Origin of the sequence: Pseudomonas sp. MWU347 (assembly GCF_017947305.1) — a bacterium.
GTDB classification, from domain to species: domain Bacteria; phylum Pseudomonadota; class Gammaproteobacteria; order Pseudomonadales; family Pseudomonadaceae; genus Aquipseudomonas; species Aquipseudomonas putida_A.
In genome coordinates, this window is record NZ_JAFGZB010000008.1 from 258,368 (window position 1) to 282,269 (window position 23,902).

The 23,902-nt window shown below is 60.5% G+C and carries 19 protein-coding genes; 11 read left to right on the plus strand and 8 right to left on the minus strand.

Going from position 1 to position 23,902, the window contains the following annotated elements:
- Positions 1-71 precede the first annotated feature (71 nt).
- Positions 72-1,001, minus strand: coding sequence for an NAD-dependent epimerase/dehydratase family protein (locus KCG87_RS18835; RefSeq protein ID WP_134787439.1), 930 nt, complete (start codon positions 999-1,001; stop codon positions 72-74).
- On the minus strand, positions 994-1,878 hold the full coding sequence (locus KCG87_RS18840; RefSeq protein WP_041074483.1) for a sugar nucleotide-binding protein: 885 nt from the start codon (positions 1,876-1,878) through the stop codon (positions 994-996). The genes KCG87_RS18835 and KCG87_RS18840 overlap by 8 nt, the downstream gene beginning before the upstream one ends.
- Before the next feature lie 296 nt (positions 1,879-2,174).
- Here KCG87_RS18840 and KCG87_RS18845 point away from each other — a divergent pair, with 296 nt between their 5' ends.
- Positions 2,175-6,608: a DEAD/DEAH box helicase gene (locus KCG87_RS18845; protein ID WP_210558581.1), complete on the plus strand. Its 4,434-nt coding sequence runs from the start codon at positions 2,175-2,177 to the stop codon at positions 6,606-6,608.
- Between the two features lie 125 nt (positions 6,609-6,733).
- Here KCG87_RS18845 and KCG87_RS18850 read toward each other — a convergent pair whose 3' ends face one another.
- Positions 6,734-8,827: a mechanosensitive ion channel family protein gene (locus tag KCG87_RS18850; RefSeq protein WP_210558580.1), complete on the minus strand. Its 2,094-nt coding sequence runs from the start codon at positions 8,825-8,827 to the stop codon at positions 6,734-6,736.
- Positions 8,828-9,278: 451 nt separating this feature from the next.
- Here KCG87_RS18850 and KCG87_RS18855 point away from each other — a divergent pair, with 451 nt between their 5' ends.
- From KCG87_RS18855 to KCG87_RS18875, 5 genes are all read left to right on the plus strand, one after another.
- A complete protein-coding gene (locus KCG87_RS18855) occupies positions 9,279-10,484 on the plus strand; it encodes an MFS transporter (protein ID WP_210558579.1) in 1,206 nt (401 codons plus the stop codon).
- Between the two features lie 213 nt (positions 10,485-10,697).
- Positions 10,698-11,624, plus strand: coding sequence for a DUF72 domain-containing protein (locus KCG87_RS18860; RefSeq protein WP_210558578.1), 927 nt, complete (start codon positions 10,698-10,700; stop codon positions 11,622-11,624).
- Positions 11,621-12,418, plus strand: coding sequence for an endonuclease/exonuclease/phosphatase family protein (locus KCG87_RS18865; protein ID WP_210558577.1), 798 nt, complete (start codon positions 11,621-11,623; stop codon positions 12,416-12,418). Before KCG87_RS18860 ends, KCG87_RS18865 begins: the two co-directional genes overlap by 4 nt.
- Positions 12,415-13,689 (plus strand): cardiolipin synthase ClsB, encoded by a 1,275-nt coding sequence (gene clsB, locus KCG87_RS18870; RefSeq protein WP_027612951.1) that lies wholly within the window; start codon positions 12,415-12,417, stop codon positions 13,687-13,689. Before KCG87_RS18865 ends, clsB begins: the two co-directional genes overlap by 4 nt.
- On the plus strand, positions 13,686-14,660 hold the full coding sequence (locus tag KCG87_RS18875) for a lysylphosphatidylglycerol synthase domain-containing protein (protein WP_027612952.1): 975 nt from the start codon (positions 13,686-13,688) through the stop codon (positions 14,658-14,660). The genes clsB and KCG87_RS18875 overlap by 4 nt, the downstream gene beginning before the upstream one ends.
- Before the next feature lie 114 nt (positions 14,661-14,774).
- On the opposite strand, the gene KCG87_RS18880 is transcribed toward KCG87_RS18875, so the two are convergent.
- From KCG87_RS18880 to KCG87_RS18900, 5 genes are all read right to left on the minus strand, one after another.
- Positions 14,775-15,533, minus strand: coding sequence for an alpha/beta fold hydrolase (locus KCG87_RS18880; protein ID WP_027614239.1), 759 nt, complete (start codon positions 15,531-15,533; stop codon positions 14,775-14,777).
- On the minus strand, positions 15,523-16,632 hold the full coding sequence (locus KCG87_RS18885; RefSeq protein WP_210558576.1) for a DUF3182 family protein: 1,110 nt from the start codon (positions 16,630-16,632) through the stop codon (positions 15,523-15,525). The genes KCG87_RS18880 and KCG87_RS18885 overlap by 11 nt, the downstream gene beginning before the upstream one ends.
- A gap of 181 nt (positions 16,633-16,813) precedes the next feature.
- Positions 16,814-17,548 carry an iron-containing redox enzyme family protein gene (locus KCG87_RS18890; RefSeq protein WP_210558575.1) on the minus strand — a complete coding sequence of 245 codons (735 nt, stop codon included), beginning with the start codon at positions 17,546-17,548 and terminating at the stop codon, positions 16,814-16,816.
- Between the two features lie 90 nt (positions 17,549-17,638).
- Complete coding sequence (locus KCG87_RS18895) at positions 17,639-18,832, minus strand: MFS transporter (protein ID WP_098965850.1); 1,194 nt, start codon at positions 18,830-18,832, stop codon at positions 17,639-17,641.
- On the minus strand, positions 18,833-19,963 hold the full coding sequence (locus KCG87_RS18900) for a ThiF family adenylyltransferase (protein WP_210558574.1): 1,131 nt from the start codon (positions 19,961-19,963) through the stop codon (positions 18,833-18,835).
- A gap of 659 nt (positions 19,964-20,622) precedes the next feature.
- Between KCG87_RS18900 and KCG87_RS18905 the strand changes: the two genes are divergently transcribed.
- The 5 genes from KCG87_RS18905 (at position 20,623) to KCG87_RS18925 (ending at position 23,900) form a co-directional block, all read left to right on the plus strand.
- Entirely contained in the window at positions 20,623-21,204 is a 582-nt protein-coding gene (locus tag KCG87_RS18905; RefSeq protein ID WP_230679397.1) for a YjfI family protein, read from the plus strand.
- Between the two features lie 17 nt (positions 21,205-21,221).
- Positions 21,222-21,920 (plus strand): PspA/IM30 family protein, encoded by a 699-nt coding sequence (locus KCG87_RS18910; protein ID WP_007966153.1) that lies wholly within the window; start codon positions 21,222-21,224, stop codon positions 21,918-21,920.
- Between the two features lie 196 nt (positions 21,921-22,116).
- On the plus strand, positions 22,117-22,767 hold the full coding sequence (locus KCG87_RS18915) for a DUF2491 family protein (protein ID WP_098965856.1): 651 nt from the start codon (positions 22,117-22,119) through the stop codon (positions 22,765-22,767).
- Positions 22,768-22,782: 15 nt separating this feature from the next.
- On the plus strand, positions 22,783-23,208 hold the full coding sequence (locus KCG87_RS18920) for a DUF350 domain-containing protein (RefSeq protein WP_027614247.1): 426 nt from the start codon (positions 22,783-22,785) through the stop codon (positions 23,206-23,208).
- A gap of 17 nt (positions 23,209-23,225) precedes the next feature.
- Positions 23,226-23,900, plus strand: a complete 675-nt coding sequence (locus KCG87_RS18925; protein ID WP_210558573.1) for a DUF1190 domain-containing protein — start codon at positions 23,226-23,228, stop codon at positions 23,898-23,900.
- The last annotated feature ends 2 nt before the right edge of the window (positions 23,901-23,902 follow it).

Here is a 23,902-nt window from a genome sequence, read left to right on the forward strand (position 1 = left end):
GGATTAGCGACAAATTCCGGCCGTGAAAAAGGCGCCTGTAACAAGGCGCCTTTTTCATGTCTGCGGTAAACCTACTTGCCCAGCAACCGCGCCAGCCCCACACGCATCGGCGTCGGCTCTGGCAGCTTGAAGCGTTGCAGCAAACGCGCGTTATTCGCCCGCGAGTGACGGATGTCGCCGGAGCGCGCCGGGCCGTAGCTGACCGGGGGCAACTCGCCGACCACTTCCTGCAGCGCTTGCAGCATCTGCTTGAGGTTCATCGCCTGATTCCAGCCGACGTTCATCGCCCCCACTTCCACTTCAGGCTTGTCGATTGCCTGCACCAGCACATCGACCAGATCCTCGACATAGAGGAAATCGCGGGTCTGCTCGCCATCGCCGAACACCGTGATCGGCAGGCCTTTCTGTGCCCGCTCGCTGAAAATGCTGATGACCCCGGAGTACGGCGAGGACGGATCCTGGCGCGGGCCGAAGATGTTGAAGAAGCGGAAGATCACCGGCTCCAGACCATGCTGACGACGGTAGAAATCGAAGTAGTGCTCGCCGGCCAGTTTGTCCGAGGCATATGGCGTCAGCGGGGCTTTTGGCGTCTCTTCGTCAATCGACTCGCCTTCACCGTTGTTGCCGTACACCGCTGCGCTCGAGGCGTAGAGCACGCGCTTGACCCCGGCCTGGCGCATGGCTTCGCAGACATTCAGGGTGCCGATGAAATTGCTCTGGTGCGTCTTCACCGGATCGTCCACCGACGCCTGCACCGAGGCCACCGCCGCCAGATGCGCGACGGCGCTGCAGCCTTGCATGACCTGCGCGACCAGCGCGGCATCGGCGACGTCACCGACGATCAGTTCGACCTTCGGGTTGTCCAGCGGCAGGTTGCCGCGTTTGCCGGTCGACAGATCATCGAGAATCCGCACCGAGTGGCCGGTGGCGAGCAACGCGTCAGTCAGGTGCGAGCCGATGAAACCGGCGCCGCCGGTGATTAAAACAGGGCCTTCAGCCATGACGATAAAACCTATCCAGTAAAGCCGGGAGCGCGGCGCGCCAGGCGCGGGGCTTGATCCCGAAAGTGTGCAGAATTTTCTTGCAGGCGAGCACCGCGTGCTGCGGCTCCTCGGCGGCGTCCGGCCGCGCGGCGTGGGCCTGAGCGGTCGGTGCTTCGATTGCCAGCGGATGCAGGCTGCGCGCCTCGGTCAGAATCGCCTGCCCGAGCGCCAGCGGCGTGGTCGCTTCGTGGCCGGCGTAATGGTAAGTGCCCCACAGCGGCGCCGCGCAATCGAGTTGCTTGAGCACCGAAATGATCACCCGTGCCGCGTCATCCACCGGAGTCGGATTGCCCCGGCGGTCATCGGCCATGAGCAATTCGTCCGGTTGTTCGGCGCGGGCGAGGAAGCGCCCGAGGGTGCCTTCAGGGCTGTCATCGAGCAGCCAGCCGAAGCGCAGCAACACGTGTTGCGGGCAAGTGGCGCGAACACTTTGCTCGATGCGCCACAGCGCCTGACCGCGCAGGCCCAACGGCACCGGCTCGTCTTTTTCGCTGTAGGCGGTCGCCCGCGAACCGTCGAACACCCGATAGCTGGAAGGCTGCACGAGGATGATGTTGTGGTGCTGGCACAGCTCGGCCAGCCGTTCGATGGCGCGTTCCTGCCCGGCCAGACGGCTTTCGCTGACGGTCTCGGCCTGGAACCAGTCGAAATAGTAGGCGAGGTTGATCAACGCATCCGGACGGGTATCGTCGAGCAGTTGCGTCAGGCTCGCGGCATCCCAGCCGTCTTCTGGCGGGCGGGGGGCGAGGAAACCGATGTCTTCTTCCGCACCGAGGCGAATCAGCGCCTGCCCAAGGGCATTTCCGCCGCCCAGTAACATAAGGCGCATTCGCATAGAGTCAGCAGGCCCAGTCTGATTGGAACGATGGCTTTAGCGACGGTGCTGGTGACACCGTCATCGATAATTGCCGGAATCGTTGCATTTTGCGGGTTTAGTGCGCAACCGTCACCCGTAAAGTGTAGATCCCTGGCATTTGTGGCGTTGCAGCAGGCCTCTTCGCGAGCAAGCCCGCTCCCACAGGGGAATGCGGTCAACTGTGGGAGCGGGCTTGCTCGCGAAGAGGCCCGGCCAAAAGCTGAATATCCCAGCGGTACTTGCATCTTGCCGCCCCCACCCGCATAACTTGAGCCATGAATCTGCCCATCCCCAAGGACGCGGCCCTGGCAGGCTTTCACCCCGCCGTCAGCGCCTGGTTCAGCAGCACTTTCCCGACGGTCACCGCCGCCCAGGCCCGCGCATGGCCGTTGATCCGCCAGCGCCGCTCGACGCTGATCGCCGCGCCCACCGGCTCCGGTAAAACCCTTACCGCGTTTCTCGCCGTGCTCGACGACCTCGTCCACCGGGGTCTGGAAAACCCCGCAGGCCTGCCAGACGAAACCCTCGTCGTCTACGTCTCACCGCTCAAGGCGTTGTCCAACGACATCCGCATCAACCTGCAGAACCCGCTGGCGGGAATCACCGAACAATTACGCCAGATGGGCCTGCCCGAACTGCAAATCACCACCGCTGTGCGCACCGGCGACACCCCGCAAAAAGACCGCGCCGCCATGCGCAAGCGCGCGCCGCACATTCTGGTGACCACTCCGGAATCGCTGTACGTGCTGCTTGGCTCCGAGTCCGGACGCAAAATGCTCGGCAGCACACGCACGGTGATCATCGACGAGATTCACGCCATCGCTGCTGGCAAACGCGGCAGTCATCTGGCGCTGAGCCTCGAACGCCTGCAGGCGCTGTGCGCAGAACCACTGACCCGCATCGGCTTGTCCGCCACGCAAAAACCGATCGACGCCGTGGCGCAGTTTCTGGTCGGCACCGATCACCCCTGCGAAATCATCGACATCGGCCACGCCCGGCCACGGGATCTGGGCATCGAGGTGCCGCCGGTGCCGTTGTCGGCAGTGATGGCTAACGACGTCTGGGAGCTGGTTTATGACCGGCTCGCCGAACTGGCCCGCGAACACCGAACCACGCTGATTTTCGTCAATACCCGGCGCTTGGCCGAACGCCTTAGCCGCCACCTCAGCGAGCGCCTCGGCAAGCACGCAGTCGCCGCGCACCACGGCAGTCTGGCCAAGGAATTCCGCCTCGACGCCGAACAGCGACTCAAGCGCGGCGAGCTGCAAGTGCTGATCGCCACTGCGTCGCTGGAGTTGGGCATCGATATCGGCGAAGTCGATCTGGTCTGCCAAATATCCTCGCCGCGTTCGATTGCCGGGTTTCTGCAAAGGGTCGGGCGCTCCGGGCACCAAGTCGGCGGCACACCCAAGGGCCGCTTGTTCGCCACCACCCGCGACGACCTGATCGAGTGCGCCGCCCTGCTCGACTGCGTGCGCCGTGGCGAACTCGACACCCTGCACATTCCCGAAGCGCCGCTGGATGTACTCGCGCAGCAGATCATCGCCGAAGTCAGTTGCAAGGAATGGGCGGAGGACGCATTGCTGGCGCTGTTCCGCAAAGCCTCGCCGTATCGCGATCTCGACGAAAAACACTATCAGGCGCTGCTGACCATGCTCGCCGAAGGCTACAACGGTCGTCAGGGCATCCGCAGCGCCTACCTGCACCGCGATGCGGTCAGCCGCACCCTGCGTGGCCGCCGTGGCGCGCAACTGACCGCCGTGACCAGTGGCGGCACCATCCCCGACAACGCCGACTACAGCGTGTTGCTGGAGCCGCAGGGCCTGAGCATCGGCAGCGTCAACGAAGACTTTGCCGTGGAAAGCATTGCTGGCGACGTGTTCCAGCTCGGCAATACCTCCTATCGCATCTTGCGGGTGGAAACCGGCAAGGTACGGGTCGAGGATGCCCAAGGCCAGCCGCCGACCATTCCGTTCTGGCTCGGCGAAGCCCCGGGGCGCAGCGATGAATTGTCGGCGGCGGTGGCGCGCCTGCAAGCGACTCTCGACCTGTTGCTCGGCGCCAGCCCCGGCGATCTGCAACCGGCGCTCGACTGGCTGACCGCAACCCTCGGCCTGAACCGCGCCAGCGCCGAACAGCTGGTGGACTATCTCGCCCGCGCTCGCCTGACGCTCGGCGCCCTGCCCTCGCAGGACACGCTGCTGATGGAGCGTTTTTTCGACGAATCCGGCGGCACCCAGTTGATCATCCATTCACCGTTCGGCAGCCGCATCAACCGCGCCTGGGGCCTGGCGCTGCGCAAGCGTTTCTGCCGCACGTTCAACTTCGAGTTGCAGGCAGCCGCCAGCGAAGATGCGATCGTCCTGTCGCTGTCCACCAGCCACAGTTTCGAGCTGGACGACGTCTGGCGTTACCTGCACAGCAACAGCGCCGAACACATCCTGATTCAGGCAATTCTCGACGCGCCGTTGTTCGGCGTGCGCTGGCGCTGGAATGCCGGGGTGGCGTTGGCGCTGCCGCGTTTTACCGGCGGGCGCAAAGTTGCGCCGCAATTGCAGCGGATGAAAAGCGAGGACCTGATTGCCAGCGTGTTCCCCGACCAGATCGCATGCCTGGAAAACCTCGCCGGCGAACGGGAGGTTCCCGAACATCCGCTGGTGGAACAGACCCTCGACGATTGCCTGCACGAGGCCATGGACAGCGACGGCTGGCTCAATCTGCTGCGGCGCATGGAGCGCGGCGAGGTGCGGTTAATCAGCCGCGATCTGCCGGCGCCGTCACCGCTGGCGGCAGAAATTCTCAGCGCGCGGCCGTACAGCTTTCTCGACGATGCGCCGTTGGAAGAACGCCGCACCCAAGCGGTGATCAACCGGCGCTGGAGCGATCCGCAATCCACCGATGACCTCGGTGCGCTGGACGCGGACGCTATCAACGCGGTGCGCGAGGAAGCATGGCCGACGCCGGCCAACGTCGATGAAATGCACGAGGCGCTGGTGAGCCTGGCCTGCATCAGCGACCTTGAAGTTCAGGCTGGCGAACACTGGCGCGAATGGCTTGACGCGCTGACTGCGAGCGGTCGCGCCTGCCGCTTGGCCGTTCCGCCAGTAACGGCAAAAGAAAAGCTTCGCAAGCAGGCTCGCTCCCACATTCAACCGCATTCCGCCAGTTGGAACACTGTCAACTGTGGGAGCGAGCCTGCTCGCGAAGACGGCCTCACCGTCACTACACATCCACAGCCTGGCTCGTTGTGGCTGGCGCGAGAACGCCTGACCTGCCTGTTGGCGCTTTATCCACAGGCCACGCTGCAACCGCAGCAAGAGGCCTTGCCCGGTTTCAACGAACCTTGGACGTTAGAGGAAGCGCTGGTCGAAGTGCTCCGCGCGCGACTGGGCGCATTTGGCCCGCTGCCGTTAGCCGCCATTGCCGAACCACTCGCGTTGCCGATACCGCAGGTCAATCAGGCCCTCGCGCAACTGGAGCGCGAAGGCTACGTGCTGCGCGGTAAATTCACCCCGGGCGCGACGGTTGAGGAATGGTGCGAACGGCATCTGCTGGCGCGCATTCATCGCTACACGGTCAAGCGTTTGCGCCGGGAAATCGAGCCGGTGGCTCTGCAGGATTTCATGCGTTTTCTGTTCGACTGGCAGCATCTGTCCTCCGCTACCCGCGGTCAGGGCAGCGCGGTGTTGCCGGCGATTGTCGGCCAGTTCGAAGGTTACCCGGCAGCGGCCTCCGCGTGGGACAGCGACATTCTCCCGGCGCGCCTGAAAGACTACTCGCCGAGCTGGCTGGATGACCTGTGCCGCAACGGCAAACTGGTGTGGACGCGCCTCAGTGCCCGACAGAAAGTCAGCGGCACGGCGTTGCGCAGTACGCCGATTGTGCTGTTGCCGCGCAGTCAGGTCGGACTGTGGAGTGGATTGGCCGAGCAAACACCGGTCAGCGAACTGTCAGCGAAAACGCAGAAGGTCTACGAGGCGCTGAGTCAGCACGGCGCGTTGTTTTTCGATGAGTTGATCCATGAAGCGCATCTGCTGCGCACCGAGCTGGAAATCGCCTTGCAGGAACTGGTCGGTGCCGGCCTGGTGAACGCCGACAGCTTCGCCGGTTTGCGCGCCCTGATTACCCCGGCGAGCAAGCGCCAGCAACGCAGCAGTCGACGCGGGCGCGGGGCGTTTGTCGGTGGCATGGACGATGCCGGGCGCTGGGCGTTGTTGCGCCGAGGGTCGCTCGTGGAGAACAGCCAGAGCGCTTCGCCGGAAACCCTCGAACATGTCGCCATGGCGTTGCTGCGCCGCTACGGTGTGGTGTTCTGGCGTCTGCTGGAGCGCGAGGCGGATTGGCTGCCGAGCTGGCGCGAATTGCTGCGCACGTTTCATCGGCTGGAGGCCCGTGGCGAGATTCGCGGCGGGCGCTTTGTCAGTGGTCTGGCGGGGGAACAGTTTGCCTTGACGGAGGCGATTCCATTGCTGCGCGAAGTACGACGGCGGGCGCATGACGGCAGTTTGATCGCGGTGTGCGGGGTGGATCCGTTGAATCTGGCGGGGACTTTGCTGCCAGGAGCGAAGGTGCCAGCTTTGGTGAGTAATCGGTTAGTGTATCGGGATGGCTTGCCGGTGGCAGCCGAGATTGCCGGCAAGCAGGTTTTCTGGACTGAGCTGGATCAGGTGGTCATGGAGCAGGTGCGTAGCAAGCTGATCCGGCATTGATGTCGACAGTTCCGGCCCTTTCGCGAGCAAGCTCGCTCCCACAGGGGATCTGCGTCGTTCACAAATCCAATGTGGGAGCGGGCTCGCCCGCGAAGAGGCCGGCAATCCCACTGCAAAATCGGCAATCAAGTACTCGACTTCTGCGGCACCTCGCTCGCCACCAACTCCCCCTCACCCTGCCGCTTGGGCAACAAAACCTGCTGTGGATAAGTCTGCGCGAAATGCACCTCGGGACTGTTATCCACAAGCTTTTTCAAACGCTGATTGAACGCCCGGCTCACCGCATATTGCCCGCCCGACACAGTACGGAACTGCGCCGTCAGCACCACGCCGTTCAAGTCCATCCGGTCCACGCCAAACACATCCAGCGGCCCTTGCAGGTTGTACTTGAGGAACGGGTCTTCGCGGATCGAATCGCCAGTCTCGCGGATCAGCTCGATGGCCTTGTCGACGTCGGTGTCGTAGGTGAACTGCACCGAGAAAAATGCATAGGCGAACTGGCGTGATTGGTTGGTCACTGCCTTTATCTGGCCGAACGGCACCGAGTGCACGAAGCCCTTGCCGTCACGCAGGCGCAGGGTGCGAATGGTCAGGCCCTCGACCGTACCGGCATGCCCGGAATCAAGCACCACCCAGTCGCCGATCGACAGCGTGTCTTCGATGATGATGAACAGCCCGGTGATCACGTCCTGCACCAGTTGCTGCGAACCGAAACCGATGGCCAGACCGACCACCCCGGCACCGGCCAGCAGTGGCGCAACGTTGATGCCGAGGTTGGCCATGGTGGTGATCGCGCAGATCACCACCAGGATGATTTTGATCGCGTTGCGCAGCAGCGGCAGGATGGTTTTCACCCGGGTGCTGGGCTGGCGCGACGAGCGTTTGCTGACCGGTGGTTTCAGCGCTTCCTGAATCGCCGTGTCGAGCACCACCCACAACAGCCACGTGACGAGGAAGATCAGGCCGATGCTGCTCAACGCATTACTGATCGCCCGGCCGATCGTGCTGCTCTGGGCGAAATCGAGCAGTGAAACGCCCCAGATCCGCCCGAGAATATCGATGAAGGCAATCGCAATAACGATCCGCAGCAACGCGTGCAACAGGCTGAGAAAGCGTTCCTTGTAGGCGCTGCTGCGCTGGATCGCTTCGGCCTTTCGCGACTTGAACAGGTGCTGGAGGATGGTGCTGAGGAACACCGTGCCGATCAGCAGCACGGTGGTGAACAGCGCACAGCGCAGGGCCTTCTGATTGTCCTCACCGATGCCGATCAGATTGACCGCCGAAACCAGCACCATCAGCACGATGGGCCAGTACCAGAGCCCGGAAAAAATCCGCAGCGACTCCTGCAACGAAGGCTGTTTAAGACGTTGCGCCAGTGGCCGGTTACGGATCAGGTGCGCCACCGGCCGGCGCAGGCGAATCACCAGCAGACCGAAGATGATCGAGGCGATCAACCCAGTGAACACCGCGACGCTGCTGGTGATGTTGCCACCCAACTGACGGGCGATCTGTGGACTGGTCAACGCGTCACTGAGGGCGGCGAGAAAGCCAATCAGGAACAGCGGCTTCGGGCAATAGTCGCGGATGATCCGCGCGGCCGGCCGTTTGTGGCCGACGTTGAACATCACCACCACGCACAACAACATCGAGGTGGAGAAAATCCCGCTGCTGGTGGCGTACGCCAGACACAGCGCCAGCGCCCGACCGACCGAGGCCTGCAGAAAGTGGCTGACGTACAGTGTCAGCGGCAGGCAGATCAGCGCTGGCAGCGTGTACGGCAGCAGGTAGCCAACCAAGTCCTGACTGCGCTGGCGGGTGCGCAGCCAACGACCCTGACTCAGCCGTTTGGCCAGCAGGCTGCCGAGCACCGTGAGCAGCGCGAAGGCGCCAAGCCACACGCCGGACAACATCAGGAAATCCCCGGCGACACTCCAGCCGGAGCGGTTCGACGGCTGGTTGACCAGTTTGTCGACCTCGTCCGCCGCTCGATCGGCACGCAGGCGCCAGGCGTCGACCAGATGCTCGTTGAGATCGAGTTTGTCCTGCACGTCGTCGATGCTCGAACTGATCGCGCCGAGCAGACCGCCCTGCACAATCGGCTCGGGTTTGGCCGGTTCTTCAGCAGCGGCCGGAACCCCCGGCAGCGTGGCGGCTTCGAGTTCGCTGGCGCCGAGAAACAGCAGCGCTCCCAGCAAAATGGCGATCCTGAACTTGATCAAAACTCTGATCCCTCTTGGCTGAACCTGTAAGGAACTGATCGGTAATTGTCTGGCAAGTTCAAGAGCACCCTCACCCCAGCCCTCTCCCCGAGGGAGAGGGAGCCGACCGGGTTGTGCTCTCGAGCTACATCGACCTGAAATATCCAGCCGAACTCAATATTGAGTGCAACCGAGATCCGCTCCCTTCCCCCTCACCCCCTTGGGTGAGATGGAGCCGACCGAGTTGTGCTCTCGAGCTACATCGACCTGAAATATCCAGCCGAACTCAATATTGAGTGCAACCGAGATCCGCTCCTTTCCCCCTCGCCCCTTTGGGGGAGAGGTTTGGGGTGAGGGGGAGCGCTTTTGACCTTTGCCTCCAAGGCAAATATCAAATGCCCAACCCCGTATTTTTCCGCACAACCCAAACTCCGACACTGCGCTCCATTCAAACCTCTACCGGAGTGCTGTCATGCCCATTGCCTTGCTCGCGCTGACTCTCAGCGCATTCGCCATCGGGACGACCGAGTTCGTCATCGTTGGCCTGTTGCCCACCATCGGCGCCAATCTCGGCGTCAGCCTGCCGTCCGCCGGGCTGCTGGTCAGTCTGTATGCACTGGGCGTCGCCATTGGCGCGCCGGTGCTGACCGCCCTCACCGGCAAAGTCCCGCGCAAATTGTTGCTGCTGTCGCTGATGGTGTTGTTCACCCTCGGCAACCTGCTGGCCTGGCTGGCGCCGGGTTATGAATCGCTGGTGCTGGCGCGGATCGTTACCGGCCTGGCGCATGGGGTGTTCTTCTCTATCGGCTCGACCATTGCCACCAGTCTGGTGCCCAAGGAAAAGGCTGCCAGCGCGATTGCCATAATGTTCACCGGCCTCACTGTGGCGTTGGTCACCGGCGTACCGCTGGGCACATTCATCGGCCAGCATTTCGGCTGGCGCGAAACCTTCCTCGCCGTCTCGGCGTTGGGTGTGATCGCCTTCATTGGCAGCCTGCTGTATGTGCCGAACAACATCGCCCACAGCAAACCGGCGTCCTTGCTGCAGCAACTGCAAGTGCTGAAACAACCGCGTCTGCTGCTGGTGTACGCCATGACCGCGATCGGTTACGGCGGCTCGTTCATCGCCTTCACCTTCCTCGCGCCGATCCTGCAGGACATCTCCGGCTTCAGCGCCGGCACCGTCAGCCTGGTGTTGCTGGTGTACGGCGTGTCGGTGGCGGTCGGCAATATCTGGGGCGGCAAACTGGCGGACAAGCGCGGGCCGATCAGCGCCCTGAAAATCATCTTCGCCCTGCTCGCCGCCGTGCTGTTCGTGCTGACCTTCACCGCCGCCAATCCATGGCTGGCGTTGGCGACAGTGCTGGTGTGGGGCGCGGTGGCGTTTGGCAACGTGCCGGGGTTGCAGGTGTATGTGGTGCGTCAGGCTGAACATCACACACCGCAGGCAGTGGACGTGGCATCCGGGCTGAACATTGCTGCGTTCAACCTCGGGATTGCCGGTGGGGCATGGGGTGGCGGGTTGATCGTCGAGCATTTGGGCCTGATTCATACGGCGTGGATCGGTGGTCTGGTGGTGCTGGTGGCGCTGGTACTCACCGCATGGAGCGGTCGACTGGATCGGCTCGGTCCGGCCTATGCCGAACCGGCTCAAGGCCGAGTATTCACGGGCCACTGAGTAACCCTGTGGGAGGGGGCTTGCTCCCGAAGTCGGTGTATCAGTCGCCATTGATGTTGACTGAACGACCGCCTTCGGGAGCAAGCCCCCTCCCACATTGGTTGTGTGATGTTCTTGAGAATGTACCGTCCGTAACGCCACCGAAACTTTCCCGAACCGCCCGCAGTCATCAACAGACACAGGCTGTACGAGGACTGACAACGGGAGGGCGGCATGGCAACGATTCACATCGGTATTTCCGGCTGGCGCTACGTTCCGTGGCGAGGGGATTTCTACCCGAAAGGACTGACGCAGAAGCGCGAATTGCAGTTCGCTTCGCGGGCGGTCAACAGCATCGAAATCAATGGATCGTTCTACGCCCTGCAACGGCCCGAACGTTACGCCCATTGGTACAACGAAACGCCGGACGACTTCGTGTTCAGCGTCAAGGCGCCGCGCTTCATCACCCACGTCCGGCGCCTGCGCGAGATCGAAAAGCCGCTGGCGAATTTCTTCGCCTCCGGGGTGCTGGAACTCAAGGAAAAGCTCGGGCCGATCCTCTGGCAGTTTCCACCGAACTTCAAATTCGATCCTGAGCTCTTCGAACACTTCCTCTCATTGTTGCCCCACGATACCGAAGCCGCTGCCGCCCTCGCCCGCCAACACGATTCACATCTTCACGGCCACGCCAGCCTCAAAGCCTGGCGCAAAAAACCGCTGCGCCATGCCGTGGAAGTGCGCAATGACACGTTCATCGACCCCGACTTCGTGCGCTTGTTGAAACGCTACAACACCGCTCTGGTGATCGCCGACACCGCCGGCAAATGGCCGTACCGCGAAGACCTCACCAGCGATTTCGTCTACCTGCGCCTGCACGGTGCCGAAGAGCTGTACGCCAGCGGTTACACCGACGCCGCGTTGAACAAATGGGCTGAACGCATCGACGCCTGGCATCACGGCCGGCAACCCGGCGATGCGCATCTGATCGCGCCGCGCCTCAAGCCGCGGGCGCGTACATCCCGCGAAGTGTTCTGCTATTTCGACAACGACATCAAAGTCCGCGCGCCCTACGACGCGCGCAGTTTGCTCCACCGATTCGAGCTGGATAAAACGCTCGCCACCACCCCCGGTGAACCGGCTGCCGAAGGGGTGCTGGCATGAGTATTCCAGAGCCGGTCGGGTTCACCGACGAGCAGACCAGCGTTGAAGTGTCGGTGCGTCGTTTCACCGTGCTGACGGTCAACACACACAAGGGTTTCACCGCGCTCAACCGACGTTTCATCCTCCCGGAGTTGCGCGAAGCGGTGCGCAGCGTGGCCGCCGACGTGGTGTTTCTGCAGGAAGTCCACGGCACCCACGAGCATCATCCCAAGCGCTACAGCAACTGGCCGACGATGCCGCAATACGAGTTCCTCGCCGACAGTCTGTGGCCGCAGTTCGCCTACGGGCGCAACGCGGTGTACCCGGAGGGCGATCACGGCAATGCGTTGCTGTCGAAATTCCAGATCATCCGCCACGACAACCTCGACGTCTCGATCAGCGGCCACGAGAACCGCGGGCTGCTGCATTGCGTGCTGCGCCTGCCCGGCGATGGCGTCGAAGTGCATGCGATCTGCGTGCATCTGGGTCTGCGCGAAAGCCATCGTAATGCGCAATTGAAACTGCTCGGCGAGCGTCTGGCGGAGCTGCCGGTTGACGCGCCGGTGATCGTCGCCGGTGACTTCAACGACTGGCGCCAGCGCGCCGACGCGCTGCTTGAACCCTGCGGTCTGCGCGAGGTGTTCGCCGAGCATCACGGCAAACCGGCGCGCAGCTTTCCGGCGCGTCTGCCGACGCTGCGGCTCGATCGTATTTACGTACGCAACCTCAAGGCCAGCCAACCGAAAGTCCTGGACAACCGGCCCTGGTCACACCTTTCCGACCACGTCCCGTTATCGGTGGAGATCGAACTATGAGCAGCGCACCGCTGGAGAAATCCGCCGTGGAACCGATCAGCATCAACCCGCCGGTACGCGAGCCCGGGCATGTCGATGTCGAGTACGGCTGGCAGGGCAATAACCGCGTCGAGTTGCTGGAAAACGGCGAGGAATATTTCCCACGGGTGTTCGACGCCATGCGTGCGGCGAAGAGTGAAATTCTGCTGGAGACTTTCATCGTTTTCGAAGATAAGGTCGGCGCAGAGTTGCAGCAGATCCTGATCGACGCCGCGCGGCGTGGCGTGCGCACCACTGTCAGCCTCGACGGTTTTGGTTGCGGCGAGTTGACCACCGGTTATCTCGCGGCACTGAGCGAAGCGGGCGTGCATCTGCAAATGTTTGACCCGGCGCCCAAGCACCTGGGCATTCGCACCAACTGGTTCCGCCGCCTGCACCGCAAGATTGTGGTGGTCGACGGACTGATCGCGTTCATTGGCGGGATCAACTTTTCCGGCGATCACCTGGCCGATTTCGGCCCCGAGGCGAAACAGGATTATGCGGTGCAGATTCAAGGGCCAGCGGTCGCTGACATCCATCATTTCGCCCTGCTGCAAAGTGGTCGTCCGGGACGCGCACGGTTCTGGTGGCAGCGCCGGCGTCAGCGCCGGGCGGACATGGCTTTCAACGATCACGACGGTCAGGTACGTCTGGTGTTTCGCGACAACGATCAGCATCACACCGACATCGAAGATGTGTACTTGCACGCATTGCGCCGGGCCAAACGCCGGGTGGTGATCGCCAACGCCTATTTCTTCCCCGGCTACCGCCTGCTGCGCGAGATCCGCAACGCCGCGCGCCGTGGCGTCGAGGTGCGGCTGATTCTGCAAGGTCAACCGGACATGCTGGTGGCCAAACTCGCGGCACGCATGACCTACGACTACCTGCTCAAGGCCGGCGTGCAGATCCACGAATATTGCCAGCGCCCGCTGCACGGCAAAGTCGCATTGGTGGATGAGGAATGGAGCACCGTCGGCTCGAGCAATCTCGACCCGCTGAGCCTGTCGCTGAACCTGGAAGCCAATGTGCTGATCCGCGATCGCGCGTTCAATCAGCATTTGTTTCAGCGCCTCGAAGACCTGAGCCAGAATCACTGCAAGGCCATGGACGCCAGCATGTCCCCGCGAGGACGGATCTGGCACATGACCGTGGGATTTCTGGTGTTTCACTTCCTGCGGCATTTCCCGTCAATGGCCGGTTGGTTGCCGGCGCACAAACCGCGGCTCAAGCCGTTTCGGGGGCGCACGTCATGAGCCATTCCCACGCACAGTCTGCGCCCGCCACTCACTCTCGCTGGAGTCGCTGGAAACGCCCACTAACGTTGCTGTTCTTCCTCGCGCTGATCGTGTTGCTGACGATGTTCGCCACCCGTATCGAATGGGCGGAAGTTCTGCAAACCCTGGCTGACTTCAAGGTGCGCACGCTGATCATTGCCGCCAGCCTGACCCTGCTGAGCTTTCTCACCTACGCCAGTTTCGACCTGATCGGCCGCACCTACATTCGCCAGGACCTGACCTGGAAACAGATCCTCCCGGTGGGGATCATCAGTTATGCGTTCAACCTCAATCTCAGCGCCTGGGTCGGCGGGATTGCCATGCGCTATCGGCTGTATTCGCGCCTGGGGGTGAGCAAAAGCAACATCGCCAAGATTCTCGGTCTGAGCCTGGCCACCAACTGGTTCGGTTACATGACGATTGCCGGCGTGGTGTTCAGCAGCGGCCTGGTGAGCATGCCGCCGGGCTGGAAAATCAGCAGCGCCGCGTTGCAGGGCATTGGCGTGCTGCTGTTGTTATTGAGTGCCGGTTACCTCGCCGCGTGCCAGTTCTCCAAGCGCCGCGAGTGGTCGATTCGCGGGGTGGAAATCAACCTGCCATCACTTCGCATGGCCGTGCTGCAGTTGCTGCTCGGTGCATTGAACTGGTCGCTGATGGCGGCAGTGATTTTCACTCTGCTGCCGAGCAAACTGGATTATCCGTTGGTGCTCGGCGTGCTGTTGATCAGCGCGATTGCCGGAGTCATCACGCACATTCCGGCGGGGCTTGGAGTGTTGGAAGCGGTGTTTGTCGCGCTGCTGCAGCACGAGGCTTCGCGGGGCAGTCTGGTGGCGGGGTTGCTGGCGTATCGGGCGATTTATTTTCTGTTGCCGTTGTTGATTACGGTGGTGATGTATTTGCTGGTGGAAGCCAAGGCCAAGGCGTTGCGGATCGAGAAGAAACCGTCCTGATTTTGTGGCTATGGCTGATGGCCCCTTCGCGAGCGAGCCCGCTCCCACAGGTAGAACGCATTCCAAATGTGGGAGCGGGCTTGCTCGCGAAGGCGTCCGAAGAGCCACAACAAATCATGTGGACTGGATGATGCTCAACCGCTCACCCACCACCATCTCGGTAATCCAGTCCACCAGAATCGAAGTATAGGCCTGCTGCGAAACCGGCTCGCTCAAGGCATGGTCGGCGCCATCGATGATCCGGTGCGTCAGCGAATGCGTCTGCTGACAGGCGGCACGGTAGCTCATGATCGTCGCGTGGGGCACGTAGTCGTCGGTTTCCGATTCCACCAGCAACACATCCCCGGTGAACTGCGAACAGGCGTGCAGCGCACGGTTGCTGTCTGCACGGACCAACGTCGCCCGGTAGTCGCGCAGGTCGGCCTTGTCCAGTTCACGCTTGGGCGTGTGCCATTGCTCGTCGCGATACAGCGCCGGCACTCGCAGCGCCAGCCAGCGCACCGGGCGCAACGAGGTGAGGATCGAAGCCAGGTAACCGCCATAACTGGTGCCAACCACCGCAATCGCCGAGGTGTCGAGCGCCGGATGCGCGAGCAGGCGGTCGTAGGCTGCGAGCAGGTCACGCAGGTTGTCTTCGCGCGTCACCCGCGTCAGCGGAATGCCGGTACCGCCGGTGTGACCGCGCAGGTCGAAGGTCAGGCATACACAACCAAGCCCGGCGATGCCCTTGGCGCGTTCAAGATCACGCTCCTGGCTACCGCCCCAGCCGTGCACAAACAACACGCCGGGGACTTTCGATTTTGGACTGAGAAACGTCCCGCTCATCTGTTCATCATCAATGTCGATCTGAATGCTTTCGCTTCTAGCCGTCATAAGATTTGACCGTTACGTATTTGAGAAGGAAGTCGCTGTTCTCCGCTGGCCCGCGATAGATTTCGATGGTGTCCGCCGGCAGGCTTTGATCGCTATAGGTTTCTACGGTCGACACGCGGATCGCGGGCATCTGCGGATCATTGACGAAGCTTTGCAACGCGGCCAATTCAGCGCTGCTGGCACCGCCCATGCGCCAGGATTGTTCGAGCACCCCGCTGCGGGGTTTGCCATTGCTGTCCAGGCCTTGGGCAATGTCGTAGTTGCGCCGCGAGGCGTAGAAATCTGGATAAGCCTCATCCGCCGCCCGGTCGAAAATCTGCGCCTGCTTGATGGCCAGTCGCACGTCATCCGGCAAGTCCAGCGCCAGCAGATCTTCGTAGCCGCCCTGCACTACCAACAGATTCGAACCACCATAGACGTCTTCGCCATGGGCATCCTTGGTCAAGTATTGATCACCGCAGTAGCTAAGCACTTTGTCGCCGATGAATGACTGGCCAACGCTGTGGGTGAAGACCTTGCTCAAGTCCTGTTCGAGCACCACGCCATCGCGAAACAACGCTTCCGCTTCTGCACGGGCCAGTACTTCATCGAACGCGTCGAGGCTGTTGATAACTTCCTGGCCACGACCGGCACAGGCGTGAATCGGCTTCAGGCGGATCGGTCCGCTGTACAGCAGATGCTCGGCAGCGGGTCGCGCATCTTCCACGGCAAACACCGTCAAGCCGTCGAGCACCACATCGCGCACGCGCTCGGAGAATTGCGGCGCCCAGCCTTGTGGCGCGTGAGCCAGATGACTGCGCAAGTCGTGACTGATGGCTTTGGTGCAAATGAAATCGTGTTCGACGTACCCGCCCCACAAATCGCCGGGACCCCTGATCCCCAGATTACGCGCGCTGGCCGGGCCAACAATGGTCTGGGTCGGCAGCCAATATAAATCGCGACCGCGATGCTTCTGCGGGTCAAAACTTCCGCCGAAGCTGAGTCCCAGAATCTGCGCCAGCCAGCGGGCAAGTGCCTTGTTGGTCTGCACTTCATGTTGCGGCGCCCCGGCCCGAACCGAATGGGCGACGACCACTTTCCTGCTCGACATCGGGGTCATGCGTCCCCCTTCAAGCCAATTGATGAATGTAATGAGAGAAGTGCAGAGATCAGGCCAATCGCCTGGCGCCGGGAATGCCCAATGATTCAATCGCTTGGAACAAGCATGGTGGCATCAGGCCTGTTTCAATCTGCACGACTGCCAGCGAATCCGCGGCAATTTGCACGAAACGGGACGTCGACTACTGCTGACTGACTTCCTTCCAGATGGCATCGAACATGACACAACGTTTGAGCATAGCCTGACGCCCGATTTGAATCGCAAGCCGCTTGGCTTCAGGCGTCTGGTGAGTCAGGCGTTGCAGAATTCCCAGCATGGTTATCGCGTGGTCCTCATCCTCTTCGATATGCAGGCGAAAGAACTCCAGGCCTTCCTCACTGACATTCAGTCCCTCCAGTGCCAGCAGAATCGGTTTGTAAATCAGCGGCACAATGGCTTCGGCTCCCAGGCAGAGTGCTGCGAGGCCCTCGACAGGATTTTCACTGCGGCAAAGCTGCATGATGCATTGGGTGAAATCCACGGTCTGAGGTAAAGGCAATTCAGCCAAGGGATGGGTGCCCAGGATCCGCAGCGACCTTTGAAACAGCTCGGAATGCGTGAGCTTGTTGTCACCATCTATGCCCATTTCCTCTTGCATGTTTTCCAACAGTAATTTGATGTCGCCAAGGGACTCGAGGCGATTGAGGATTGCGCATAGAAAGCGGGTAAAGTTTCGCGAGTAGTAATGATGCTGGATCAGAAAGTAACGCATCCCCTTCAGGGAAACATGACCGTTTTGCATTGCCAGCAACAGTTCATGATTAACCAATCTATCTAACGCATCAGCGTCCAGCCATTGGTCCCATAATGTGCCTCCGGTCATGAAGTTAATGACCTTCGCCCCATCGCCGCGATTCAACTTTTTATCTACTTCCAACTTTAAATTCCTTTTAATTCTTTATCAGCCATCCAGCCGATCGCAACTTTCCAGTTATTCCGAAACCCCGAAAAACTTACAAAACCGTATTCATTGTGCGTCGCTGTAAATGACCGGGCGCTCAAACCTGGCCAGAAAGTAAGCACATAGAGAGGCGAAAATGATGCACAGACCGCCTGACGCAAGAATCACAGCGCTGCTTGAGAAATGCAGTAACAGCCATCCACTCAGCAGGCTCGCCGGCGGAATCGCGAGGTAGGCAATGAGCCGTGTAACTCCTACCGTTCGCCCAAGAATGGTTTGCGGAACCACTTGCTGGCGATAGGTGAAAAAAGCGATGACCACCACGGATTGGCAACCGGTAGAAAGCGCCCACAGTGCCGAAAGTGACCACGGATCGTTGGCCATCGCCCCCATCAGCGTGAACACTCCGGCCAGCAAACAGCTTCGACGGATAAGAATGCCGGCCGGATATCTCTTCACCAGAAACGCACCCATAGCTGATCCGGCGACGGCACCTGCACCAATGAGCCCGTAGTAATAGCCGACATCACTCAATGGCACGGCCAGTAGCGTGGTGTAGACATAGACAAGGCTGGCACCGATCAAGGCAAAACCGAAATTGCAGAAAAAGAACAGCATGACAAACGAACACAGTTCTCGCTGCTGGATGACATACAACAGTCCGGCTTTGATTTCCGTGAATACCCGCGTGGTGGCCGGCGCAGGCTTACCCTGCTCTTTCAGCAAGAAGCAAAGCGGCAGGGATAGCGCAAATCCGACAATGCTGCCAATCAGCAACTGCTCCTTGGTACTGAAGGCCAGCAAGGCTGCAACGCCGATTGGTGCAACGATGCGAATGATGTTGTCACTGGCATTGACGATTGCATTGAACCGGTGGAGTTTGGGCCCTTCGATCAGTGCGGGCGCAATACTCTGGAAGACCGGGTGGTGGGTGGCACCGACGCTTGCCAACAGAAAGCTCAGCAGTAACAGAGTAATACTCAAGCTGCTCCCGGACAGCGTAATCACGGCAGCATATATAAGGCAGCCGGTGACGATGTTGATCAGATCACCACCGATCAAAAAACGCCGTTTGCTGTAGCGATCACTCCACACACCGGCGAAGGGCGTGACCAGTATGTACGGCGCCATCGCGGCGAAAAAAGCCAGCGACGTCCAGACTGGGGAGCCGGTCTGCTCATAAACATAAAGCGGGATCAGAAACGCGATGGCCCATGAACAGATGGACGTGATGGCATAGGACGCCAGGAGTTTGAACATCTAGACAGTCTCCGCCTGCGGCGACCGTTGCGCGTCCGCGAGATGTCCACACACCGTGCAGTCCGGATTCTGTTGCCAGACTTCGGCGACGCTGACGTCCAGGTCGTCGAATGTGAATTCCTTTAGCTTGTTGGTCAATTGTGGCGGTTGGCAGCCGGTGATGATCTTGACTGTTTCGCTGACCATCATCCCGGCGGTGACAGCCACCAAAGTCACAAGAGCCGGGCCGGGATGCTCATAAGTGATGTCGTGCTGTTTGGCCATGGTCGAAACGCTGTTCACCAGGCTGCTCTTGTTACGCGCCGACGTCAGCCAGCAAGCACCGCAGCCCGAGGAGCCAGGCACCACCGAATAAAACACCGAGCGCCGTACATCAAGCCCGCCTGAAATGAAGGGTACGCCCTGTTCAACACAGGCCTCATTCAGCCAGTCGGCCATGTAGTTCGCGGGTTTATCGGCGACACAAATCACAATATCGTGGCCGCGTACGATGCCGGCGACGTCTTGCGCCGACTGGAGGCGGGTTTCGTGAGCAGTAATGTCGAGGTGACTGTTGAATTCAAGCAACCTGCGCCTGGCCGTTGCAACCTTCGGCATGCCAACGTCGGTTTCCTTGTAAAGGATCTGCCGGTTCAAATTGCTCAACTCGATCGTGTCAAAATCGAGGATCGTCAGATGGTGGACACCCAGCGCTACCAGGTCGAACAGGATATGGGTGCCCAGACCGCCGCAGCCCAGGACACAGACCCTGGCCGTGCGCAGTTTTTCCTGGTGGGTGAACTTGTTCTCGCCCACAGCCGCCATCGACCCGAAAAAGTCGATGTTGCGGGAAAATCTGATGCGATCATGATCCGAAAGAGAAGTAGTCTCAAAGGCATCCGGACTCTCGACCAGCCGGTATTTGATCAGATCTTGCGCGACGCTTCGGATTTCGTCCTGATCCACCGCGGGGTAACGGTCTGCCACTTGGGTAATCAACTCCTCAAAGGGTGTACGGCCATCAAGTGCCTTGATGAACTCCCAGACAGCACCGTGTAGGTCGGGGATTTTTGCGTATTGACCGTTAAAACGCAGAACTACCTGACCATCCAGTTTGAACGGAATAATCGTCGGTTTAAGACAAAGCTTCATATTCGAGCCTCGATCGCTATTAAAACAAGTTAGTAAAAGAACCAGGGCCGCGAAGGCCCCGGTTCTTACTGATCAGATCAGCCGATCTGAGAATCGCCAGCGGAAGATGCTTTTTCGAAAGTCATAATGATTTCCTCAAAAGTTGAAGGGCCGGTAGTCCAAGCTGTGTTCCACCGGAGTGAAGGTGTGCACACCCCAAAACTAGAATAAGTTCTTAGTGGTTGCGAACCGACCTTGTTTCTTAATATTACTCACAAAAAAAAAATTTCTACACTCTTACGAAGGGCCGCTATTACTTCTTACGGAAACATGCAAAAACAATGTAGGAATTATCTTCAATACTTAAACAATAAAAAATCACAGCGCGAGAATTGAGAAACAAACTCGCCTTCCAGACAATAAACATCAGTGATTAATCAGAAATACACTCCCCACCCGGCACAACGCTTGCGACCACCACCTCATCAGCGATGTCGACATGCCGAAAAAATCTCACGCGTGAGCCATTGATGGCATTTTGAATTGGTTGTAGTGTGGCTCACGCGTGAGATGTTCATAACGGAGTCATTGCCATGAAAAGTCGCTCCCCCACCGTTGCATCAGAGAGCCCACAGGGAGAGCGCTCGAAACCGTCCGCGAAAAAGCCGTCGAGCTTCTACATGAAGCAGATGCGCGCGGGCCTGGCTGCCGCCGGTTATGTGAAACACGAAACTTGGGTACTTCCGGAAAACCGAAGCTTGCTCAAGCAGATGGAGCAACAGCTACGCCAACCGATTCTGGCTGGCTCATTCATGTCGGAGAATTACATGAGCGCAGGCAACAACTGGAACATCGATAGCCTCTTCAACGCCCTCAAGGCACTGGACGAGGTGGCTTCGCACGAGATCACGCTGTCTCTGATCCAGAGCTCCGAACCCAGCATCAAGCTGGAAATGAACGAATTCGGCGGTCTGCCGATTCACATCGCTGTGGCCGGTCAGCAGATCATCGTCGACACCGTGCTGGTGGACATCGATTCGATCACTGACGTGCGCGCCTTCAACGACGCCGTGCTGCGCAGCCGGGAAATGTTCCCGCTGTCGTCGATCGGTATCGAGTCGATGCCTAACGGCCAGACCGTTTACAACATGTTTGGCGCCCTCAGCGCCGACTCGAGCCTGACCAACGTCGTCACCGAGGTGAAAACCCTGGTCGACAACGTGCAGCGCGCGAGCGAAGCCTTCGAACACTTCTTCAAGTAATCAACAGGGAATATCCAATGACTCAGTCCATCTGGAGCAAGTTGTTCACCGCGCTGCGCGGCGGCGCCAATGAAGTCGGCGAAGCGATCGTCGACCAACAGGCCCTGCGCATCCTCGACCAGGAAATCCGCGACGCCGACACCGCGCTGTCGAATGCCCGCCGTGAGCTGGTCACCATCATGGCCAAGCACAAGCTGGCCGCTGATCGCGTGAGCGAGTACGACGCCAAGATCAAGGATCTGGAAGCCAAGGCGGTTTCAGCGCTGAACGCCGGCCGCGAAGACCTGGCGATGGAAGTGGCTGAAGCGATTTCGACCCTGACCAACGACCTGACCGCCGAGAAAGCCCAGAGCGACGAATTCGGCACCTACGCCGAAAACATGCGCAAGGACATCAGCAAGGCCGAGTCGCGGATCAAGAGCCTGCGCCAGCAGGTGGACATGGCCAAGGCCCGTGAAAGCGTGCAGAAAGCACAGGTCAGCGCATCCATCGCCAGCGGCGGCGCCAATGGCAAGCTGGAAACCGCGGTGGGCACGCTGAACCGTCTGCAGGCCAAGCAGCAGCAACGCGCTGCCGAGCTGAGTGCCGCCGATGAATTGGCTGACGCTTCGACCGGCAATGACCTGGAACGCAAACTGCGCGACGCCGGCATCACGCCGAACGAAGGCAGCGCCAATGCGATCCTCGAGCGTCTGAAGCAGAAGTCCGCGCAGTAAGCGTTTGCACAAAACCTGTGGGAGCGGGCTTGCTCGCGAAAGCGGTTTGTCAGTCGTTACTTTAGCTGCCTGACACACCGCCTTCGCGAGCAAGCCCGCTCCCACATGGTTTACGGCGTGTCGTTCGTCGCCCGGCCCGGTACACTGGCGGCGTTTTTTACGACGAACACCTCCACCCGCCTCAAGGAATGTACCCATGGGATGGTTCAAAGACTTGCTGGGTACCAGCAACTGGCAGACCGCTGCGCCAACGCCAACCGTTGCCAGTGGCCCACTCGGGATGGCACAAGGCAAAGGTGTGCGATTCGATTCGACTCTGGCCTTGCTGCTCGATGGCAGCACCTCGGTGCAGGTTCCAGCGGCAGAGGCAATCTGGAGCGCCGGCTGGATCGACCTCGGCCAATCCAACAAGCTGCATCGCTACTACCTCAATAACGAAGACTTCTGGCTGCAGATCCACGTCACCGGTGACGACCAGATCGAGTCGGTCACCCTGTTCAACTACCTCAGCTACGTGACCGTCAACAGTGACGCCGAGCTGCAGCGCCTGGCCGGCCCCGAAAGCCCGATCGGCCTGCCGATCTATACCCACGACGGCGTCCAGTACAGCCGCGAATGGGGCACCGAACAAGGCCAGACCGAACTCGTACCGATGACCGAACATGTGGTCAACCCGGACGAGAGCTACACCATCGAACACCACTCCATGCTTTACGCGCGCGAGACCGGCCTGACCGATCGCCGCGAACTGCTGCTGTTCTCCGTCGAACAGGACGAGGAAGGCACCGTCAGCCTGAGCACCTCGCTGGGCATTTCGCTGTACACGACTGATTTGAGCACCATTTAAATAAGGAAGTTTTCCATGCTGGAAGTGCTGGCCGTTTCCCTGAACAAGACCGCACTGGTCGGTTTCGTCGTCTACCTGATCGGCGCCGTGCTGCTGTTCATGCTGTTTCAGTTCGTCTACACCCGCATCACGCCACACAAGGAGTTCGAGCTGATTCGCTCCGGCAACATCGCTGCCGCCATCGCTCTGGCGGGCGCGATCATCGGCTTCGCGATTCCGGCCAGCAACGTGATCGCGTTTTCGGTCAACGTTCTCGATTTCGTGCTGTGGGCGGTGATTGCTGCGGTGGTGCAGCTGCTGGCCTTTCTCGCCACGGGGCTGGTGCTCAAGGGCACGTCGCAGCGTATCGCCAACGGTGAAATCGCTTCGGGTATCTATGTGGCCGCAGTGGCCATCAGCGTCGGCATGCTTAACGCCGCGTGCATGACCCCGTCCAACTGATCGGCAGGAAGCCTTCGATGAAACGCAGCAAGTACGTTCAACTGTCTCTCGCCGCTTCGGTGGCGCTGGCGATTTCCGGCGAGGTTGCCGCGCAGGAGCAGCAACGCTTCCAATCTGTCGAGGAGTGCGTCGGCGCCGAAGTGGCCGCCGACGTCTGTTCCAACGCCTACGTCGCGGCATTGACCGAACATCGACGTATTGCGCCGGCCTACGATGACAAGGCCAAGTGCGACGCAGACTTTGCCGCCGACTGGTGCCAGAAAAACTCCGATGGCCGCTTCGTGCCGAAGCTCGGCGGTTTCAAGGTACCGCAGAACGGCGAGGCGCCACAGGACCTGAATGCGCTTGCCAATGCGCAGATGCCTGCCGGTGAAGCCGCCGCCCAGAACGTACAAAGTACTTCGCACTCGTCCGGCGGCGGCAACGGTTGGCTGACGGGCTGGCTGATCGGCAATGCGATGAGCAACAACGCCAATCGCACGGTCTATCGCGATCGCGATACGCGCCAGACCTACAACACCTCGGCGCAGTACCGCAAAATCGAATCGGCGCCGGCTACTCGCACCGACACCCGCTACGACAACTCCCGAAGCAAACCGGTCAACGTCGCTTCGTCGACGTCCCGCGGCGGCTTCGGCAGCCAGTCTTCCGCCCGCAGCGGTTGGGGCGGCTGGGGCAGTTCGAGCAGCTGACC

Excerpts from the sequence above, each read along its gene's own strand:
- KCG87_RS18885 (WP_210558576.1), bottom strand. The coding sequence starts at position 16,632 with ATGACCCCGATGTCGAGCAGGAAAGTGGTCGTCGCCCATTCGGTTCGG.
- KCG87_RS18845 (WP_210558581.1), top strand. The coding sequence starts at position 2,175 with ATGAATCTGCCCATCCCCAAGGACGCGGCCCTGGCAGGCTTTCACCCC.
- KCG87_RS18905 (WP_230679397.1), top strand. The coding sequence starts at position 20,623 with ATGAAGCAGATGCGCGCGGGCCTGGCTGCCGCCGGTTATGTGAAACAC.
- KCG87_RS18855 (WP_210558579.1), top strand. The coding sequence starts at position 9,279 with ATGCCCATTGCCTTGCTCGCGCTGACTCTCAGCGCATTCGCCATCGGG.
- KCG87_RS18920 (WP_027614247.1), top strand. The coding sequence starts at position 22,783 with ATGCTGGAAGTGCTGGCCGTTTCCCTGAACAAGACCGCACTGGTCGGT.
- KCG87_RS18925 (WP_210558573.1), top strand. The coding sequence starts at position 23,226 with ATGAAACGCAGCAAGTACGTTCAACTGTCTCTCGCCGCTTCGGTGGCG.
- KCG87_RS18840 (WP_041074483.1), bottom strand. The coding sequence starts at position 1,878 with ATGCGAATGCGCCTTATGTTACTGGGCGGCGGAAATGCCCTTGGGCAG.
- KCG87_RS18915 (WP_098965856.1), top strand. The coding sequence starts at position 22,117 with ATGGGATGGTTCAAAGACTTGCTGGGTACCAGCAACTGGCAGACCGCT.
- KCG87_RS18910 (WP_007966153.1), top strand. The coding sequence starts at position 21,222 with ATGACTCAGTCCATCTGGAGCAAGTTGTTCACCGCGCTGCGCGGCGGC.
- KCG87_RS18880 (WP_027614239.1), bottom strand. The coding sequence starts at position 15,533 with ATGACGGCTAGAAGCGAAAGCATTCAGATCGACATTGATGATGAACAG.
- clsB (WP_027612951.1), top strand. The coding sequence starts at position 12,415 with ATGAGCAGCGCACCGCTGGAGAAATCCGCCGTGGAACCGATCAGCATC.
- KCG87_RS18895 (WP_098965850.1), bottom strand. The coding sequence starts at position 18,832 with ATGTTCAAACTCCTGGCGTCCTATGCCATCACGTCCATCTGTTCATGG.
- KCG87_RS18860 (WP_210558578.1), top strand. The coding sequence starts at position 10,698 with ATGGCAACGATTCACATCGGTATTTCCGGCTGGCGCTACGTTCCGTGG.
- KCG87_RS18875 (WP_027612952.1), top strand. The coding sequence starts at position 13,686 with ATGAGCCATTCCCACGCACAGTCTGCGCCCGCCACTCACTCTCGCTGG.
- KCG87_RS18865 (WP_210558577.1), top strand. The coding sequence starts at position 11,621 with ATGAGTATTCCAGAGCCGGTCGGGTTCACCGACGAGCAGACCAGCGTT.
- KCG87_RS18835 (WP_134787439.1), bottom strand. The coding sequence starts at position 1,001 with ATGGCTGAAGGCCCTGTTTTAATCACCGGCGGCGCCGGTTTCATCGGC.
- KCG87_RS18900 (WP_210558574.1), bottom strand. The coding sequence starts at position 19,963 with ATGAAGCTTTGTCTTAAACCGACGATTATTCCGTTCAAACTGGATGGT.